The organism is Amycolatopsis anabasis (assembly GCF_009765355.1).
Lineage (GTDB): Bacteria > Actinomycetota > Actinomycetes > Mycobacteriales > Pseudonocardiaceae > Amycolatopsis > Amycolatopsis anabasis.
In genome coordinates this window covers 12633-28023 of sequence record NZ_VTHK01000051.1, presented here as the reverse complement: position 1 = coordinate 28023, position 15391 = coordinate 12633, and the positions used below count along the sequence as shown (strand labels likewise).

The following is a 15391-nucleotide window of genomic DNA, read 5'->3' as shown; positions in this document are numbered from 1 at the left end:
CCTGGCACTATGACCCCACGATGCAGACGATCAGTTTGGCGGTGGCGCGCAGGGCGGCGCTCGCCGCGCAGGGATTCGCCGACGCACGGCCCGCCGGGGCGCCCACCCGGCGGCATCTGCGCCGGGTGCTGGCCAGAACCCAGCTGCTCCAGCTGGATTCGGTGAACGTGGCGGTGCGCGCGCACTACGCCCCGGTGTTCGCGCGGCTCGGGGCGTACGAGCCCGCGCTGGTGGACGACGCGGCCTGGGCGCACAGCACGCGGCGGCCGCGGCTGCTGGTGGAGTCCTGGGCGCACGAGGCGAGCCTGATCCCGGTCGAGGACTGGCCCCTGCTGCAGTCCGGCGCGAAACGGCCCGGCTGGTGGAAGGGGTACAGCCGGATCATCGACCGGTCGCCCATGCTGGTCGAGGACGTCCTGGCGGTGGTGAAGGAACTCGGCCCGGTGGGGGCGGGCGAGATCGAGCGGCAGGTGATGGGGGAGAACTCCCGCATCACCGGCGGGATGTGGAACCGGTCGGAGGTCAAGAAGGTCTGCGAGTGGCTGTTCGGGATGGGACAGCTCACCACCGGCGCGCGGCGGAGTTTCGAGCGGCTGTACGACCTCACCGAGCGAGTGCTCCCGCCGGAAGTGCTCGCCCGCCGGATCACGCCGGAGGAGGGGGCCCGGGAACTGATCACCCGCGCGGCGACCGCGCTCGGCGTGGCGACCGAACCCGATCTGCGCGACTACTACCGGCTCGGCCCGGACGCGAGCCAGCAGGCGGTCGCGGAACTCGTGGAGGCCGGTGTGCTGGAACCGGTGCGGGTGCGGACCTGGCGCGCCCAGGCCTACCGGCACGTCGACGCCCGCGTGCCCCGCGCGATCACCGGGCGGGCGCTGCTGTGCCCGTTCGATCCGCTGATCTGGGAACGCGCCCGCACCGAGCGGCTGTTCGACTTCTACTACCGCATCGAGATCTACGTCCCCGAGGCGAAGCGGGTGCACGGGTACTACGTGTTCCCGTTCCTGCTCGACGGCGAACTGGTCGGCCGCGTCGACCTCAAGGCCGACCGCGCGGCTGGTGTCCTGCGGGTGCAGGGCGCCTTCGCCGAACCGGATGCGGACACCGGCCGGGTCGCCGCCGAACTGGCCGCCGAACTTTCCCTGATGGCCGAATGGCTCCAGCTCGACGGCGTCGCCGTCGGCAACCGTGGCGACCTGTCCGCCACCCTCCGTCAACAGTTCGCGCACCGGGGGTGAGAGCAAGGGACCTTTACTACGGTTCAACTGTAGTAAAGGTCCCTTGCTCCCTTTGAGGCGTAGTGAAGGTCCCTTCCTGCCGCTTGCCGAGATGACTCGTTCCGGTGAGATTCGGGACGAGCGGTGACGGGCCGTGGGCGCCCGGGAATACACAGGTCAGCGCGGGCGGCGTCCAGTCGGATGCACCGCGAGTGCGGAGATCGGTCCGGTCGCCCAGGCGTGTGGTCTGGCGCGAACTTCGCGCGAAGAAGCGGAAGGCTCGCGGTGACAACACGTCCCCTTCGGCGAAGGAGTTCTACATGCGTCGCATCGCGACCGGAATGAGTGTCGCAGCGCTGGCTGTCGGCGCCCTGCTGGGTGCCGCCGGATCCGCTTCCGCGCAGGAAGTCCCGGGATCGGGCCACCACAAAGTGATCCCGAAAGAGGTGTGCGAAGAAACGCTCGGTGCGGTGATCCCTGAGGACGACAGCCCCACCGGGTGGGAGTGCAAGGACGGTCCCTACGACGACTACCCCGTTTCGCTCGGTATCGAGACCGACTGACACCCGCACCCCGGCCCCGCCGCCTCACCGGCGCGGGGCCGGGGGCGTGCTCGGGTGCTGGCGGCGATCAGGACGGCTGGTAGCCATGCCCGCTGAAACCGCGGGCCCGGCGACCCCGGCTCAGCGGAACCAACGTCAGCACGACGCTCATCGCTCGCGCCCGATGTGCGGAACGCACCGAGGCCACCACGATCGGCATCCCGATCACACCAATCAGGCTCCCGAAGATTCCGTGCAGCATCCGGCCCGCGGGAGCGAGTGGGTGAGCGGAACCCCTTGCGATGCCGAGTGAGACCACGACCACCGCGCTCCACCGCGTCCGTTCGGGAGCGGTCGTGGTCAGGCTGCCGGAACGTCACCGCGGATGGTGCGGTGCAGTTCGGCGATCAGCGCGGTGAGCGAGGTGCGCAGCTCGTGGTCTAGCAGCCGGTCGCGCTCGTCGAGCTGCCGGAACGCCTCGGGCACCGCGACCTGCGCGTCGCTCACGTTCGCCCCCGCCTGGCCGAGCACCTTGCGCAGCTCGGCCTGCGCCCACGCCGCGCCGTACTGGCCGGGGCTCGCGCCGATCACCGCGGCGGGCTTGCCGGACAGCGACGACTCGCCGTAAGGCCGCGACGCCCAGTCCAACGCGTTCTTCAACTGGCCCGGAATCGAACCGTTGTACTCCGGGGTGGCGATCAGCAGCCCATCCGCCTCGAGGATCGCCGTGCGCAGCGTGGCGACCGAACGCGGCGCGGGCCCGTCTTCGGCGTCCTCGTCGAACGGCGGCACGTGCGCCAGCTCGTCCCAGGTGACCAGTGCCAGGCCGTCGGGCAGTTCGTGGCTCGCGGCGGTCAGCAGCCTGCGGTTGAACGAGCCCTTGCGGAGGCTTCCGGCGATGCCCAGGATCTTCGCGGTCATATTCTCGGCTCCCTTGCGTGTCGCTCTGACGGGATCGAGATTCGCCCTAAGGCGGGGGAGCCCGCATGAGGCGCGGGCCTTATTTCCGCGTACGCGATCTCAGCCGGGGCTAAGGCGCGCGGCGAGTCGAAACTTTCGACCGCGAAAGCCCACCTTACGATTCGTGCTCAGACGTATCCGAGGGGTGATTTCCGGTGCGTGAGCCACGCAAACCCAACGCGCGCATGCGGCAGGTCGGCCGGATGCTTTCGCCGCATGCGCGACCGCGAGCGGATGACGCAGCAGGAGGCCGGGAAGAAGCTGCGCTTCTCGCCGTCGAAGATGAGCCGCATCGAGAAGGGCCGCTGCCGCATTACCACGAGTACCTGGCGATGCTGGACCTCTACGGCGTGATCACCCCGGACTTCCCGGACTACGTCAAGCTCTACGACCGCGCCGACGAGCGCGGCTGGTGGTACGCCTACGGCCTGGACGACCGAGGCTTCGTCAGCATCGAAGCGGAGGCTCGATGATCCGCACGTATCAGCTCGGTTTCGTGCCCGGGCTGCTGCAAACCGAGACCTACATGCGGACCGTTTTCGATTCGGCCCGCGATCCCTTCACCGGGAAGCGGCTGGAGAACGAGGTCGCCGTGCGACTGCAGACGGTGCAAGTGATTCCGCAGAACGTTGGCCCGCACAGTGGCCTGTACAGCAACTTCATCATCGTGGATTTCGAGGACCCAGAGGAACCCGGCCTGGTCTATCTCGAATACGGGTTCGGATCGATGCAATTGGAGAAACCGCGCGATATTCGCGCTGGTAGGCTGCTGTTCGACCACTTCACCGATCTCGGACTGGATGAGCAGGACTCGATCTCCTTGATCCGGGAGGTGGCCGCCGAACGCTGAGCCGAGCCGGAGAGGCACGCCGTGGACCTGATCAACGTTCCCTGGCGGAAGAGCACATACAGCGGAGGCGATGGTGCCAACGGCGACTGCGTTGAGGTGGCCTTCATCGGTCCGGCGGTTGCCGTGCGCGACAGCAAGTCGCCCGAGGCCGGTGCGCTCGTCGTGTCGGCCGCGGCGTGGCGGGCGTTCCTACGACGCGAAGATTCCTAGGCGGTTGGCGGTGGCGGCAGCCTCCACCCGGTTCGCGACGCCGAGTTTGCCCAGTATGTTCGACACGTGCACGCTGGCCGTCTTCGCCGAGATGAACAGTTGCTCGGCGATCTCCTTGTTTCCCCGGCCGTCGGCGACCAGGCGCAGGATCTCCCGTTCGCGCGGGGTGAGGCCCAGGCGGGCGATCGCCTGATCGGGTTCCGGTTCGTTCGGGGACAGCACGATCCGGGCGCGGCGCGCGAGGTCGCCGATGCGTTCGCGCAAGGGGAGCGCGCCGAGGGAATCGGCGAGTTCGGCGGCTCGGCGCAGGGAAGCCGCCGCCGCTTCCCGGTCGACCGTGATCGCGGCTTCGGCGGCGGGGAGCAGCGCCTCCGCCAGGCGCAGGGGCTGGCCGACCTTCTCCCATGCGGCGACCGCCGCGTCCCACGCCGCGCCGTCCGCTTCGGCGGCGAAGGTCAGGGCGAACGCGTGCTGTACCGGGCCCGCGACGCGTAGGCGATCGGCCAGTTCGCGCAGTCGCGGGAGCAGGTCCGGGTCGGCCGTGCGCGCGCCGAGCACCAGCAGCGGCCAGGCGAACCGGGAGGAATCGAGCAGGTACTCGCCGGGCAGCACGTCGGCCACCACCCGCGCGGCCGCCTTCGGGTCGCCCTCGGCGAGCCGGAGTTCCGCCTTCAGCCGCGGCAACATGAGCGGGTCCTGGCAGAACTTCGTTTCGCCGCCGAGCAACTCGTAGGAGCGTTCGGTCAGGCTCGCGCAGTCGGCGAGATCGCCGCGGTGCAGCGCGAGAAAACCCTTGAACGCCAGTAGATGCGCGTGGTGGTTGGGTGGTGGGGCGAGTTCGAGTGCGCGATCGGCGGTTTCCAGGGCGTCGTCCCAGCGGCCCGCGGCGACGAGCGCGGCGGTGAGGTCGACGGCGTGCTCGGCGCCGTCCGACCGGGCGAGCCCGACCTCGCGGGCGACCGCCAATCCTTGCCGCGCAAGACTTTCCGCCTCTTCCAGTCGGCCGAATGCTTGCATCAGCGAGGATTCGCAGTGCAGGGCGTGCAGCTGGATGCGGTGTGCGCCGATGTTCTCCGCGATCGCGCGGGCTCGGGCGAACTTCGGCAGTTCGGCGTCCGGGTTCCCGGCGCGGCCGCGGACCACCGCGAGCGTGATCAGGGCGGAAGCCTCGGTCGGATCCGCGCCCGCTTCGTGCGCGGCGGCGAGGGCTTCCTCCGCGACCTTCCGCGCTTCCTCCTCGTTCGGGATCTCCATCAGATGCGCGGCGAGCGAGTTCAGCAGGAAACCGCGGATCTGGCTGTCCGGCGGCACGATCCGCACCGCTTCACGAAGATCGGCCAGGGTGCCGGGAAGCCCGGAATGGCCGCGGATCCGCGCCCGCTGTTCGAGCATCGCGGCGGTGCGGACCCGCTGACCGGTGCCTTCGAGCACGGCCAGCGCCTCGGTGGCGAGCGCTTCGCCGCGTGCCAGTTCCCCGGCCAGGCTCGCCGCGTGGACCGCCTTCTCCAAGACGTCGAGGCGTTCGGCGCCGATGCGCTCGGCGCTGCCGGGCACCGAATCCCACAGTTCCAGAACACGCTCGAGCATTCCGAGCTGTTCGGCGTAGGCGAGCGAGCGCTTGGCCTCGTCGGCCGCCGCCCAGGCCGCGCACAGCGCGCCGGGCAGGTCCCGGGCGGCGAACAGGTGGTGCGCGAGTTCGGCGGTCGGGCGCGGGCTGGCGGCCAGGGTCGGATCGGCGCGCAGTGCCTCGGCGTAGCGGGCGTGCCAGGCGAGCCGATCGCCCGGTACGAGATCGCGGTACACGGCGTCGCCGATCAGCGCGTGCCGGAACCGGTAGCCGTCGCCCTCGACGGCGAGCACGTTCGCGTCCACCGCAGCGCGCAGGCCGCGCGAAAGCGTCGCCGAGTCCACATCGGACACCGCGACCAGCAGGCGGTGGCAGACGCTGATCGGGCCGACCCCGGCGATCCGGACGACCTGCGCGGCGTCCTCGGGCAACCGGTCGATCCGGGTGAGCAGGAGGTCCGCCAGCGACGCCGGAAGCCCGTCCGTGCCGTCGCGGTCGAGCAGCGCCTCGACGAATAGCGGATTGCCGTCGCTGCGCCGGTAGAGGACGCCGAGCTGCGCCGGATCCGGTTCGCGGCCGAGGATGCCGCGGGCCTGGCGGACGACTTCGCGTTTGCCCAGCCGGGCCAGTTCGAGGCGTTCGGTCCACGACAACCGGGCCAGCCCGGCGAGCAATGGGCGCAGCGGGTGGGTGCGGCCGAGTTCCTCGGAACGATGGGTGACCACGAGCAGGGAACCGTCGGCGGAATGCTGGTTGCGCACCAGGAAATCGAGCAGGTCGCGGCTCGAGCGGTCCGCCCAGTGGGCGTCCTCGATGACCACGACCACGGGCCGTTTCTCGCCCAGCCGCGCGAGCAGCGCCAGCATGCCCTCGAACAGCCGCGGCCGGGCCTCGTCGCCCGCGGTCGGGGTCGCCGGGGTGGAGCCGGGCAGCAGCGGCGCCAGCGCGGTGCGCTCGTGGTCGGTCAGGTCGCCGGACAGCCCGCGCAGCGCGGCGACGAACGGCGCGAACGGCAGGCCCTCGGCGCCGAATTCCACGCAGCCGCCGGTCAGGACCAGGGCTCGCGCCCCGAGCCGGGCGGTGAATTCCCCGATCAGCCGGGTCTTGCCGATCCCCGCCTCGCCGCCGATCAGCACGGTGGCCGCGCCACCCCCGGCGACGCGTTCGAAGGTCCGGTCGAGGCGATCGGATTCGCCGTCCCGCCCGACGAAGACCGGGCTTACCACGTTCGTGCTCATCGTGACCAGAGCCTAGCCGGGTGCGAAAAATAGCAAGGGAGCTTTACTCCAGGAGAACATGAGGAAGGGAGCTTTACTACGGTTGAACGGTAGTAAAGCTCCCTTCCTGCCCCCTGGGAAGTGGCCTACTGGGCGGCCCGGGTGACCACCGCGTGGCCGTACCCCGTGCGCGCGTTCACCTTCAGCGCCGCTCCGGCGTCGGGCGGTTCGGTGGACACGTCCAGCTCGCTGGAGACCTTGCCCGAACCCGAGGACAGGGTGATCTCGGCGACCACGCCCGAGCGGATGCCGATCCGGACCTCGCCGGACCCGGTGAGCAGCTCGAGCTTGCCCGCGGCCGCTTCCGCGACGGAGAGGTCGCCGCTGCCGCTGCGGGCGAGCACCTCCCCGGACACCACGCCGAGCCAGATGGCCCCGGTGCCGGTCACGATGGTCGCCGAACCGGACAGCGAGGACGCCTCGACGTCACCGCTGCCGGTGCGCACCTGCAAGCCCGCCAGCGTCGGGCCGAGGCGGATGGCGCCGGAACCGGTGCGGACGATCGCCGCCCCGTCGGCGCGGTCCAGCGCGACCTCACCGGTGCCGGTGACCAGATCGGCGCGGCCCGCCGGACCGGTCACCTTGACGTCCGCCGCGCCCGCCTTCACCTCGAGGTGGGAACCGGCCGGCGCGTGCACGGTGATCGCGAGCGGAATCCGGCGCAGTGGCAGGGCTTTCGGCGCGCGCACGGACAGCCGGTTGCCGGTCTTCTCGATGCGCGCCTGCTGCACCGCGTCCACCGGCGTCCCGCTGAGGTCGGCGCCGAACGAGTCACCGAACCGCTCGGTGACCCAGTTCAGCACGTTCGTCACCCCGGTCGCCCAGGGCTCCTGCGCCGACGGGTCGTGGCGCACCTCGACGGTCGCCTCTTCGACGTCCGCGCTCAACCGGATGTCGATCCGGCCGATCGTCACGCTGATGTCCAGTTCGATCGGCCCGTCGACGGGGTACGCCTGGGTGCGGACGAGTTCCTCGCCGGACGAGGTCTGCTCTTCGGTCGGCATCGCGGTCAGCCCTCCACCCAGCCGTGCAGGAACGAGTCGGTTTGCTTGCCCTGCTTCGGTTTCTCCGGCGAACCGTGGCCCGGAACCGTGCCGTGCAACGCCCCCTGCACCGCCTGCGAGATGAAGGTGTTGAGGGAGACGCCCTGCGCGGCGGCGGCCTGCTCGGCCTGGCCCTTGATCTTCTCCACCATGCGCAACGTCATGCGGGTGATGTCGCCGCCGTCGATCGGCGGCAGCGGCGCCTGCGTCCGTTCGGCACGGGGAGCTTCCTCCGCGGCCGAACCGCCCGTCCCGGTGACCACCACGCGGACGTCCCGGCCGTCGAGCCGGACCTCCACGACGTGGTCGGGCAGGCTCGCGGTGACCTCCGCCGCGAGATCGGCCAGCGCGTTCATCAGCGCGAGGCGCACCGCCGGCTCCAGCGCCGCGGACAGCACCGCCGCCGCGCGCCGGGTCTGCTCGTCTCCGGCGGAGGCCGTCGCGGTGAGGTCCTCGCGGAGGTTGGTGATGTACGGCGTCAGGTCCATGACACCAACATGCCACCACATATGACACCAGTCAAGGAAGCGATGGTGTCGCCGTGGTGCGCGGGTGTTGATCCCGGCGGCCCGTCCGGCGGCGGTTAGGCTGCCGGTGTTCGTCAGGAGCGGGGAGTCAAGAGGAGCGCGCGTGGCCGAGACGGTGTCGCCGAAGGTGCAGTTGATCGCGAAGACGGAGTTCTTCCCGCCGGAGGACGTGCCGTGGTCCACCGATTCCGACGGTGGCCAGGCGCTCGCCGAGTTCGCCGGCCGGGCCTGCTACCAGTCCTGGAAGAAGCCCAACCCGAAGACCGCCACCAACGCCGGGTACATCGACCACATCATCGAGGTCGGGCACCTGTCGGTCCTGGAGCACGGCTCCGCGAGCTTCTACATCACCGGGATCTCGCGTTCGCTGACCCACGAGCTGATCCGGCACCGGCACTTCTCGTACTCTCAGCTTTCGCAGCGGTACGTCCCCGAGCGCAAGGCCGCGTTCGTCGAGCCGGACGTGATCGCCGAGGACCCGGAGCTGCACGAGAAGTTCCTCGCCGCGACGCAGGCCAGCCTGGACGCCTACACGGAACTGCTCGCCGGGCTGGAGGAGAAGTTCGCCGACGCGCCGAGCGCGACACTGCGCCGCAAGCAGGCCCGCCAGGCCGCGCGTTCGGTGCTGCCCAACGCGACCGAGACCCGGATCGTGGTCACCGGGAACTACCGCGCGTGGCGGCACTTCATCGCCATGCGCGCGACCGAGCACGCCGATGTCGAGATCCGCGCGCTGGCCGTGGAATGCTTGCGGCAGTTGCAGAAGGTGGCGGAGAACGTGTTCGCGGACTTCACCATCTCCACCCTGCCGGACGGCACCGAGGTGGCCTCCAGCCCGAAGGTGCTCGAAGGCTGATGCGCCGCCTCGCGATCGACGTCCAGGCGGGGGAGTACGCCGTCGCACGGCTGGCGCCGGACGCCCCGACCCCGCCCGGGCTTCTGGACGTCACCGATCCGGTGCTGGTGTCGGTGACCAGAACCCCGAGCGAGCTGTCGGTCATCTGCCCGGCGGAACTCGCGCCCGGGGACGCGGAGGTCGAGGACGGCTGGCGCCTGCTCACCGTGCGCGGGCCGCTGGCGTTCACGCTCACCGGGATCATCGCCGCGCTCGCCAGCGAACTGGCGTCCGCCGGGGTCGCGTTGTTCTCACTGTCCACTTTCGACACCGACCACATCCTGGTGCGCGGCGACCAGCTCGACCAGGCGATCGCCGCCCTGCGCGCCTCCGGCCACGAGGTCGCACTCCCCGCCTAGTGCTTCTTTCATGAGGGGGCCCCTCCAGACAAAATTTGTCTGGAGGGGTCCCCTCACGACACTTCTGGCATTCGGATCAGTGTGGGACGTCACGCTAGGCAGGAATGTTCGGCGCGCCTAAACTTGGAGTTGGTTGAACCGACAACTCTGGGGAACTGAGGTGGCGTGATGGCACTGGCGCAGGCGGCTCGTCCGAAACTCGCCAAGGTGCGCGCCGGATCCGTGCTGCTCGGCCCCGCGTTCGTCGCCGCGATCGCCTACGTCGACCCGGGCAACGTCGCGTCCAACATCAGCGCCGGGGCGCAGTTCGGCTACCTGCTGGTCTGGGTCATCGTCGCGGCGAACCTGATGGCCGGGCTGGTGCAGTACCTGTCGGCCAAACTCGGGCTCGTCACCGGGATGTCGCTGCCCGAGGCGGTGCGGGAGAAGACTTCGCGGCCGGTCCGGCTCGCTTACTGGGGACAGGCGGAGCTGGTGGCCATGGCCACCGACCTCGCCGAGGTGGTCGGCGGCGCGATCGCGCTGCACCTGCTGTTCGGGCTGCCGCTGCTGGTCGGCGGGCTGATCACCGGGGTGGTCTCGCTCGGGCTGCTGCTGGTGCAGGACAAGCGGGGGCAGCGCCCGTTCGAACGGGTGATCACCGGGCTGCTGGCGATCATCGCGATCGGCTTCCTGGTCGGCGTGTTCGTCGAACCACCGTCGGCGTCCGGCACGTTCGGCGGGCTGGTGCCGCGGTTCCAGGGCACCGAGAGCGTGCTCATCGCCGCCGCCATGCTCGGCGCCACGGTGATGCCGCACGCGGTCTACCTGCACTCCGGGCTGGCCCGCGACCGGCACGGGCAACCCGAAGGCGCGCAGCGGAAACGGCTGCTGAAGGTCACCCGGTACGACGTGGGGCTGGCGATGCTGCTGGCCGGCGCGGTGAACCTGTCCATGGTGCTGCTCGCCGCGACGAACCTGCAGGGGCAGGAGGGCGTCGACTCGATCGAGGGCGCGCACGCGGCGGTGGGCCAGGCGCTCGGGCCGGTGGTCGCGCTGCTGTTCGCGGTCGGGCTGCTCGCCTCCGGGCTCGCGTCCACTTCGGTCGGTGCGTACGCGGGCGCGATGATCATGCAAGGCTTGCTGCGCAAACGGATTCCGCTGCTGCTGCGCCGGTTGGTCACGCTCGCGCCCGCGATCGTGGTGCTGGCGACCGGGGTCGATCCGAGCCGCGCGCTCGTGGTGTCGCAGGTGGTGCTCTCGTTCGGGATCCCGTTCGCGCTGGTGCCGTTGATCAAGCTGACCGGCGACCGGAACCTGATGGGCGAGCACGCGAACCACCGGGTCACCATGGGCCTCGGCTGGGTGGTCGCGAGTGTGATCATCACGCTGAACGTGGCGTTGATCTGGCTCACCTTCACCGGCTGATCTCCGGGAACCGCGGCCCCTCCGGAAAGGTCGGACTACCATCCTGGCCAAATCTGGAGGGAAGGCAAGCCGATCGTGACCGAGGAACAGACCCAGCAGACGCAGCGAACGCAGCCCGCGAACGCGCCCCAGGTGATCGCCGGACGCTACGCGCTGCTGGGCGAGATCGGCCGCGGCGGCATGGGCGTGGTGTGGCGCGCCGAGGACCGGGTGATCGGGCGGCACGTCGCGATCAAGAGCCTGCACCTGCCCGGCGGTGCCGAGGACGTGGGCGTGTTCCAGGAGCGCGTGCTGCGCGAGGTGCGCACCGGCGGGAAGCTCAACGATCCGGCCGTGGTGACCGTGTACGACGTGATCCACGAGGGCGACACCACCTACATCGTGATGGAGCTCGTCGAGGCGCCCACGCTGTCCGATCTGGTGCGGCAGCACGGACCGTTGCCGCCCGCGCGGGTCGCGGCGATCGGCGAGCAGGTGCTGTCCGCGCTGCAGGCCGCGCACGCCGCGGGCATCGTGCACCGGGACGTCAAGCCCGGCAACATCATGGTCGCCCCGAACGGCCGCGTGAAGCTCACCGATTTCGGCATCGCGCAGGCGGTGGACGATCCGCGGCTGACCACCAGCGGGATGATCGTCGGCTCGCCCGCGTTCATGGCCCCCGAACGCGTCGAGGGCCGCGAGGCGATGCCCGAATCGGACCTCTGGTCGCTCGGCGCGACGCTGTTCTTCGCGGTCGAGGGCCTGGTCGCGTTCGAGCGGCCGACCACCGCGGCGACCCTGCACGCGATCATGAACGAGGTCCCGTACCTGACCCGCGGCCAGGGCCCGCTCGCGTCGGCGATCATGGGACTGCTGATCTCCAGCCCGGAGGCCAGGATCACCGCGACCCAGGCGCGCGGGTTGCTGTCGATGGCGAGTTCGGGCACCGGCCAGGCCACCCCGCCCGGCGGCCAGACCGCGCTGTACACCGGCCAGGCGCCGGTGCACTACGCCCCGCCCGCCACGCGGGCGAACAGGGGAAAGCGCACCGCGCTGGCGATCGGGGCCGCGGTGGTCGCGGTGGCCCTGCTCGTGGCGGGCCTGTTCGTCGGCAAGTGGATCTTCTCGCCCGAGGCCGACTCCGCGATGCTGCCGACCCTGACCTACGGCGACGGCGGTGACATCCGCGCGTTCAACTGGTCCTCCAGCTCGTCCAGCGACGGCTGCGTCAACGTGAAGCTCGAGGCGCAAGCCGTGCCGACCAAGGACAACTGGGTCGACTGCAAGGAACTGCACTACGCGGAGCTGTTCGACCAGGCCGAACCGGTCAAGCTGGAAAGCTCCAGCTCCAGCGACAAGCCGTTGGCCGCCTACCCGGGGCTGGACGTGCTCAAGCGGTTCGGCGAGGCGAGGTGCGCGAGCAGCTTCAACACCAACCGGATCACCCCGGGCGAGCGGCCGAACCTGCGATACCGCGCGCTGGTGCCCACCGAGAACGAGTGGAAGAAGGCCCCGGCCTCCTCCAGCGACAGCCTGGAGCGCACCGTGCACTGCTTCGTCGAGCGGACCGGCGGCGCCGCGAGCCAGGGATCGGTGAAGCACGAGATCAAGTAGCGCCGGAGAAGTTCCGGCCGCATGATAGGCGCACGGGGGATCCTCCGCCGTGTGGCCGCCGCATGCGATGATCATGGCGTTCAGCCAGCTCGAAGCCGAGCTGACCACGAGGAAGAGGTACCGTCAGGAGCATGTCGACTCCTCCTACCGCAGCGCCCGGGAGACCGTTCGGGCGCGTGCTCACGGCCATGGTCACCCCCTTCGACGCGGACGGCGCGCTCGACTTGAAGCGGGCCCAGGAGCTCGCGGTGCACCTGGTGGAGCTGGGCAACGACGGCCTCGTGCTCAACGGCACCACCGGGGAGAGCCCGACCACGAGCGACGCCGAGAAGGCCGATCTGATCCGGGCAGTTCTCGAAGCCGTCGGCGACCGGGCGACCATCGTGGCCGGGGCCGGCACCAACGACACCGCGCACAGCATCGAACTCGTCCGCCAGGCCGAGAAGGCCGGTGCGCACGGCGTGCTCGTGGTGACGCCGTACTACTCCCGGCCCACCCAGGCCGGGCTCTACGCGCACTTCACCGCGGTCGCCGACGCGACCGAGCTGCCGGTCATGCTCTACGACATCCCGCCGCGCTCGATCGTGCCGATCGAGGTCGACACCCTGCGCCGCCTCGCCGAGCACCCGCGGATCCTCGCGGTCAAGGACGCCAAGGGCGATCTGCTCGCGGGCAGCGAGGTCATCGCCAACACCCACCTCGCCTACTACTCCGGCGACGACGGCCTGAACCTGCCGTGGCTCTCGGTCGGCGCGGCCGGCGTGGTCAGCGTCGTCGGGCACGTCGTGGCGGGCCGCATCCGCGCGATGATCGAGGCCTACGAGGACGGCGACACCTCCACCGCGCGCACCAACCACCGCGGCATGCTGCCGGTGTACCGGGCGTTCTCCCGGGTCGGCGGCGTGGTGTTCGGCAAGACCGCGCTGCGCATGCGCGGCCACGACGTCGGCGAGCCGCGGCTACCGATCGTGCCCGCGACCGAAGACCAGATCCAGGCCATCGCCGCCGATCTGACCCAGGCGGGCGTGCCCCTCGACGATTCCCCGACCAGCGACTGGCACGGCTCCCGGGTCGCCCACACCGACTCCGCGGCCGCGTATGTCGCGCCGACAACCCATACCAGCGTAGGGACCATTCATAGGTGAGCTCGCTCTCGACAGGACCCGGACCGACCAACCCCCCGCCCGCACTACCCGACGGCGGTCTCCGCGTGGTCGCGCTCGGGGGCATCGGCGAGGTCGGCCGCAACATGACCGTGTTCGAATTCGACGGCCGGCTGCTGATCGTCGACTGCGGGGTGCTCTTCCCGGAGGACGACCAGCCCGGCGTCGATCTGATCCTGCCCGACTTCCGGGCGATCGAGGACCGGCTCGACGACATCGACGCGCTGGTGCTCACGCACGGGCACGAGGACCACATCGGCGCGGTGCCGTTCCTGCTGCGGATGCGGCCCGATCTGCCGGTCTACGGTTCGCGGTTCACCCTGGCGCTGCTCGCGGCGAAGGCCAAGGAACACCGGCAGCGGCCGAAGCTGATCGAGGTGCGCGAAGGGGAGCGGCGGATCGTCGGGCCGTTCGAGCTCGAGTTCTTCGCGGTCAACCACTCCATCCCGGACGCGCTCGCGGTGGCGCTGCGCACCCCGGCCGGGGTGGTGCTGCACACCGGTGACATCAAACTCGACCAGCTGCCGCTGGACGGGCGGCTGACCGATCTGGCCGGGTTCTCCCGGCTCGGCGACGAGGGTGTCGACCTGCTGTGCGTCGACTCCACCAACGCCGAGGTGCCCGGGTTCGTCACGCCCGAACGGGACATCGGGCCGGTGCTCGACGACGTGATCTCGCGGGTGCGGCAGCGGGTCATCGTGGCCTGCTTCGCCAGCCATGTGCACCGCGTGCAGCAGGTGCTCGACGCCGCGGTGAAACACGGCCGCCGGGTGGCGTTCGTCGGGCGGTCCATGGTCCGCAACATGGGCATCGCCGCCGAGCTGGGCCTGCTCAGCATCCCGGAGGGCCTGCTGATCGACCTGGACCAGGCGGTGAACCTGCCGGAGACGCAGGTGCTGTTCGTGTCCACCGGTTCGCAGGGCGAGCCGCTGTCCGCGCTGTCCCGGATGGCGCGCGGCGAGCACCGGCAGATCTCGATCCGCGCCGGGGACACCGTGGTGCTGGCCAGTTCTCTCATCCCCGGCAACGAGACCGCGGTGTTCGGGGTGGTCAACGGGCTGGTGCGGCTCGGCGCGCAGGTCGTGCACCAGGGCAACGCGAAGGTGCACGTGTCCGGGCACGCGTCGGCGGGCGAGTTGCTGTTCCTGTACAACGCGATCCGGCCGAGCAACGTGATGCCGGTGCACGGCGAGTGGCGGCACCTGCGGGCCAACGGCGCCCTCGCGGTGCGGACCGGGGTCAGCGAGGACAACGTGGTGATCGCCGAGGACGGCGTGGTGGTGGACCTGGTCGACGGCCAGGCGCGGATCACCGGCCGGGTCGAGGTGGGCCACGTCTACGTGGACGGGCTCTCGGTCGGCGATGTCGGCGAGTCGACGCTGTCGGATCGGCTGATCCTCGGCGAGGGCGGGTTCATCGCGATCAACGTCGCGGTGGATTCCAGCACCGGGCGGGCCGTTTCGCCGCCGACGATCTCCGGCCGCGGTTTCTCCGACGACCCGAAGGCCCTGGACGCCGTGGTGCCGCTGGTGGAGATGGAACTCTCCCGCACCGAATCGGAGGGCATCACCGACACGCACCGGATCGCCCAGTCGGTGCGGCGCGTGGTGGGCCGGTGGGTGGCCGACACCTACCGCCGCCGCCCGATGATCGTGCCCACCGTCATCCCGGTCTGAACTCCACACTCAGGTAAGCGAAATACACACTCGGGACCGCCCCGCGACACCGGTCGGCTTCCCGGTGCCCGCCGCGATCGGGAACCCGCCGGATACCGGGTC

17 protein-coding genes are annotated in these 15391 nt (G+C 70.5%); 12 read left to right on the top strand and 5 right to left on the bottom strand.

Going from position 1 to position 15391, the window contains the following annotated elements:
* The first annotated feature begins 20 nt into the window (after positions 1–20).
* The gene (locus FXO23_RS40290) at positions 21–1241 is read left to right on the top strand and encodes a winged helix-turn-helix domain-containing protein (RefSeq protein WP_158892343.1); all 1221 of its coding nucleotides are present in this window, start codon (positions 21–23) and stop codon (positions 1239–1241) included.
* A 299-nt stretch (positions 1242–1540) separates the two neighbouring features.
* The gene (locus tag FXO23_RS40285; protein WP_158892341.1) at positions 1541–1783 is read left to right on the top strand and encodes a hypothetical protein; all 243 of its coding nucleotides are present in this window, start codon (positions 1541–1543) and stop codon (positions 1781–1783) included.
* Positions 1784–1850: 67 nt separating this feature from the next.
* Here FXO23_RS40285 and FXO23_RS40280 read toward each other — a convergent pair whose 3' ends face one another.
* The gene (locus FXO23_RS40280; protein ID WP_158892339.1) at positions 1851–1991 is read right to left on the bottom strand and encodes a hypothetical protein; all 141 of its coding nucleotides are present in this window, start codon (positions 1989–1991) and stop codon (positions 1851–1853) included.
* 131 nt (positions 1992–2122) lie between these two features.
* On the bottom strand, positions 2123–2683 hold the full coding sequence (locus tag FXO23_RS40275) for an NADPH-dependent FMN reductase (RefSeq protein ID WP_158892337.1): 561 nt from the start codon (positions 2681–2683) through the stop codon (positions 2123–2125).
* Positions 2684–2938: 255 nt separating this feature from the next.
* Between FXO23_RS40275 and FXO23_RS51940 the strand changes: the two genes are divergently transcribed.
* Genes FXO23_RS51940 through FXO23_RS40265 form a run of 4 tightly spaced genes read left to right on the top strand, consistent with a single transcriptional unit; the run spans position 2939 to position 3782 of the window.
* Positions 2939–3076 carry a helix-turn-helix domain-containing protein gene (locus tag FXO23_RS51940; RefSeq protein ID WP_343034565.1) on the top strand — a complete coding sequence of 46 codons (138 nt, stop codon included), beginning with the start codon at positions 2939–2941 and terminating at the stop codon, positions 3074–3076.
* Entirely contained in the window at positions 3055–3195 is a 141-nt protein-coding gene (locus FXO23_RS51935; RefSeq protein ID WP_246258311.1) for a hypothetical protein, read from the top strand. Before FXO23_RS51940 ends, FXO23_RS51935 begins: the two co-directional genes overlap by 22 nt.
* A 23-nt stretch (positions 3196–3218) precedes the next feature.
* Complete coding sequence (locus tag FXO23_RS51930) at positions 3219–3572, top strand: Scr1 family TA system antitoxin-like transcriptional regulator (RefSeq protein ID WP_246258310.1); 354 nt, start codon at positions 3219–3221, stop codon at positions 3570–3572.
* Positions 3573–3593: 21 nt separating this feature from the next.
* Positions 3594–3782, top strand: a complete 189-nt coding sequence (locus tag FXO23_RS40265; protein ID WP_158892335.1) for a DUF397 domain-containing protein — start codon at positions 3594–3596, stop codon at positions 3780–3782.
* On the opposite strand, the gene FXO23_RS40260 is transcribed toward FXO23_RS40265, so the two are convergent.
* From FXO23_RS40260 to FXO23_RS40250, 3 genes are all read right to left on the bottom strand, one after another.
* Positions 3762–6587, bottom strand: a complete 2826-nt coding sequence (locus tag FXO23_RS40260; RefSeq protein WP_158892333.1) for a helix-turn-helix transcriptional regulator — start codon at positions 6585–6587, stop codon at positions 3762–3764. The genes FXO23_RS40265 and FXO23_RS40260 overlap by 21 nt on opposite strands.
* Positions 6588–6712: 125 nt before the next feature.
* Positions 6713–7630, bottom strand: a complete 918-nt coding sequence (locus FXO23_RS40255; RefSeq protein ID WP_158892331.1) for a DUF4097 family beta strand repeat-containing protein — start codon at positions 7628–7630, stop codon at positions 6713–6715.
* A gap of 5 nt (positions 7631–7635) precedes the next feature.
* On the bottom strand, positions 7636–8157 hold the full coding sequence (locus FXO23_RS40250) for a toxin-antitoxin system HicB family antitoxin (RefSeq protein WP_158892329.1): 522 nt from the start codon (positions 8155–8157) through the stop codon (positions 7636–7638).
* A 142-nt stretch (positions 8158–8299) separates the two neighbouring features.
* Here FXO23_RS40250 and thyX point away from each other — a divergent pair, with 142 nt between their 5' ends.
* The 6 genes from thyX (at position 8300) to FXO23_RS40220 (ending at position 15289) form a co-directional block, all read left to right on the top strand.
* Positions 8300–9052: an FAD-dependent thymidylate synthase gene (thyX, locus tag FXO23_RS40245; RefSeq protein ID WP_158892327.1), complete on the top strand. Its 753-nt coding sequence runs from the start codon at positions 8300–8302 to the stop codon at positions 9050–9052.
* Positions 9052–9450 carry an ACT domain-containing protein gene (locus FXO23_RS40240; RefSeq protein ID WP_158892325.1) on the top strand — a complete coding sequence of 133 codons (399 nt, stop codon included), beginning with the start codon at positions 9052–9054 and terminating at the stop codon, positions 9448–9450. Before thyX ends, FXO23_RS40240 begins: the two co-directional genes overlap by 1 nt.
* A gap of 168 nt (positions 9451–9618) precedes the next feature.
* Positions 9619–10857: an Nramp family divalent metal transporter gene (locus tag FXO23_RS40235; protein WP_179957018.1), complete on the top strand. Its 1239-nt coding sequence runs from the start codon at positions 9619–9621 to the stop codon at positions 10855–10857.
* A 75-nt stretch (positions 10858–10932) separates the two neighbouring features.
* Positions 10933–12450: a serine/threonine-protein kinase gene (locus tag FXO23_RS40230; protein WP_158892323.1), complete on the top strand. Its 1518-nt coding sequence runs from the start codon at positions 10933–10935 to the stop codon at positions 12448–12450.
* A 131-nt stretch (positions 12451–12581) separates the two neighbouring features.
* The gene (gene dapA, locus FXO23_RS40225; protein ID WP_158892321.1) at positions 12582–13595 is read left to right on the top strand and encodes a 4-hydroxy-tetrahydrodipicolinate synthase; all 1014 of its coding nucleotides are present in this window, start codon (positions 12582–12584) and stop codon (positions 13593–13595) included.
* Positions 13592–15289, top strand: a complete 1698-nt coding sequence (locus FXO23_RS40220) for a ribonuclease J (protein WP_158892319.1) — start codon at positions 13592–13594, stop codon at positions 15287–15289. Before dapA ends, FXO23_RS40220 begins: the two co-directional genes overlap by 4 nt.
* The last annotated feature ends 102 nt before the right edge of the window (positions 15290–15391 follow it).

Coding starts and splice junctions, on each gene's coding strand:
- FXO23_RS51935 (WP_246258311.1), top strand. CDS start 3,055: ATGCTGGACCTCTACGGCGTGATCACCCCGGACTTCCCGGACTACGTC.
- FXO23_RS40250 (WP_158892329.1), bottom strand. CDS start 8,157: ATGGACCTGACGCCGTACATCACCAACCTCCGCGAGGACCTCACCGCG.
- FXO23_RS40260 (WP_158892333.1), bottom strand. CDS start 6,587: ATGAGCACGAACGTGGTAAGCCCGGTCTTCGTCGGGCGGGACGGCGAA.
- FXO23_RS40240 (WP_158892325.1), top strand. CDS start 9,052: ATGCGCCGCCTCGCGATCGACGTCCAGGCGGGGGAGTACGCCGTCGCA.
- FXO23_RS40255 (WP_158892331.1), bottom strand. CDS start 7,630: ATGCCGACCGAAGAGCAGACCTCGTCCGGCGAGGAACTCGTCCGCACC.
- FXO23_RS40290 (WP_158892343.1), top strand. CDS start 21: ATGCAGACGATCAGTTTGGCGGTGGCGCGCAGGGCGGCGCTCGCCGCG.
- dapA (WP_158892321.1), top strand. CDS start 12,582: ATGTCGACTCCTCCTACCGCAGCGCCCGGGAGACCGTTCGGGCGCGTG.
- FXO23_RS40275 (WP_158892337.1), bottom strand. CDS start 2,683: ATGACCGCGAAGATCCTGGGCATCGCCGGAAGCCTCCGCAAGGGCTCG.
- FXO23_RS40285 (WP_158892341.1), top strand. CDS start 1,541: ATGCGTCGCATCGCGACCGGAATGAGTGTCGCAGCGCTGGCTGTCGGC.
- FXO23_RS40235 (WP_179957018.1), top strand. CDS start 9,619: ATGGCACTGGCGCAGGCGGCTCGTCCGAAACTCGCCAAGGTGCGCGCC.
- FXO23_RS51940 (WP_343034565.1), top strand. CDS start 2,939: ATGCGCGACCGCGAGCGGATGACGCAGCAGGAGGCCGGGAAGAAGCTG.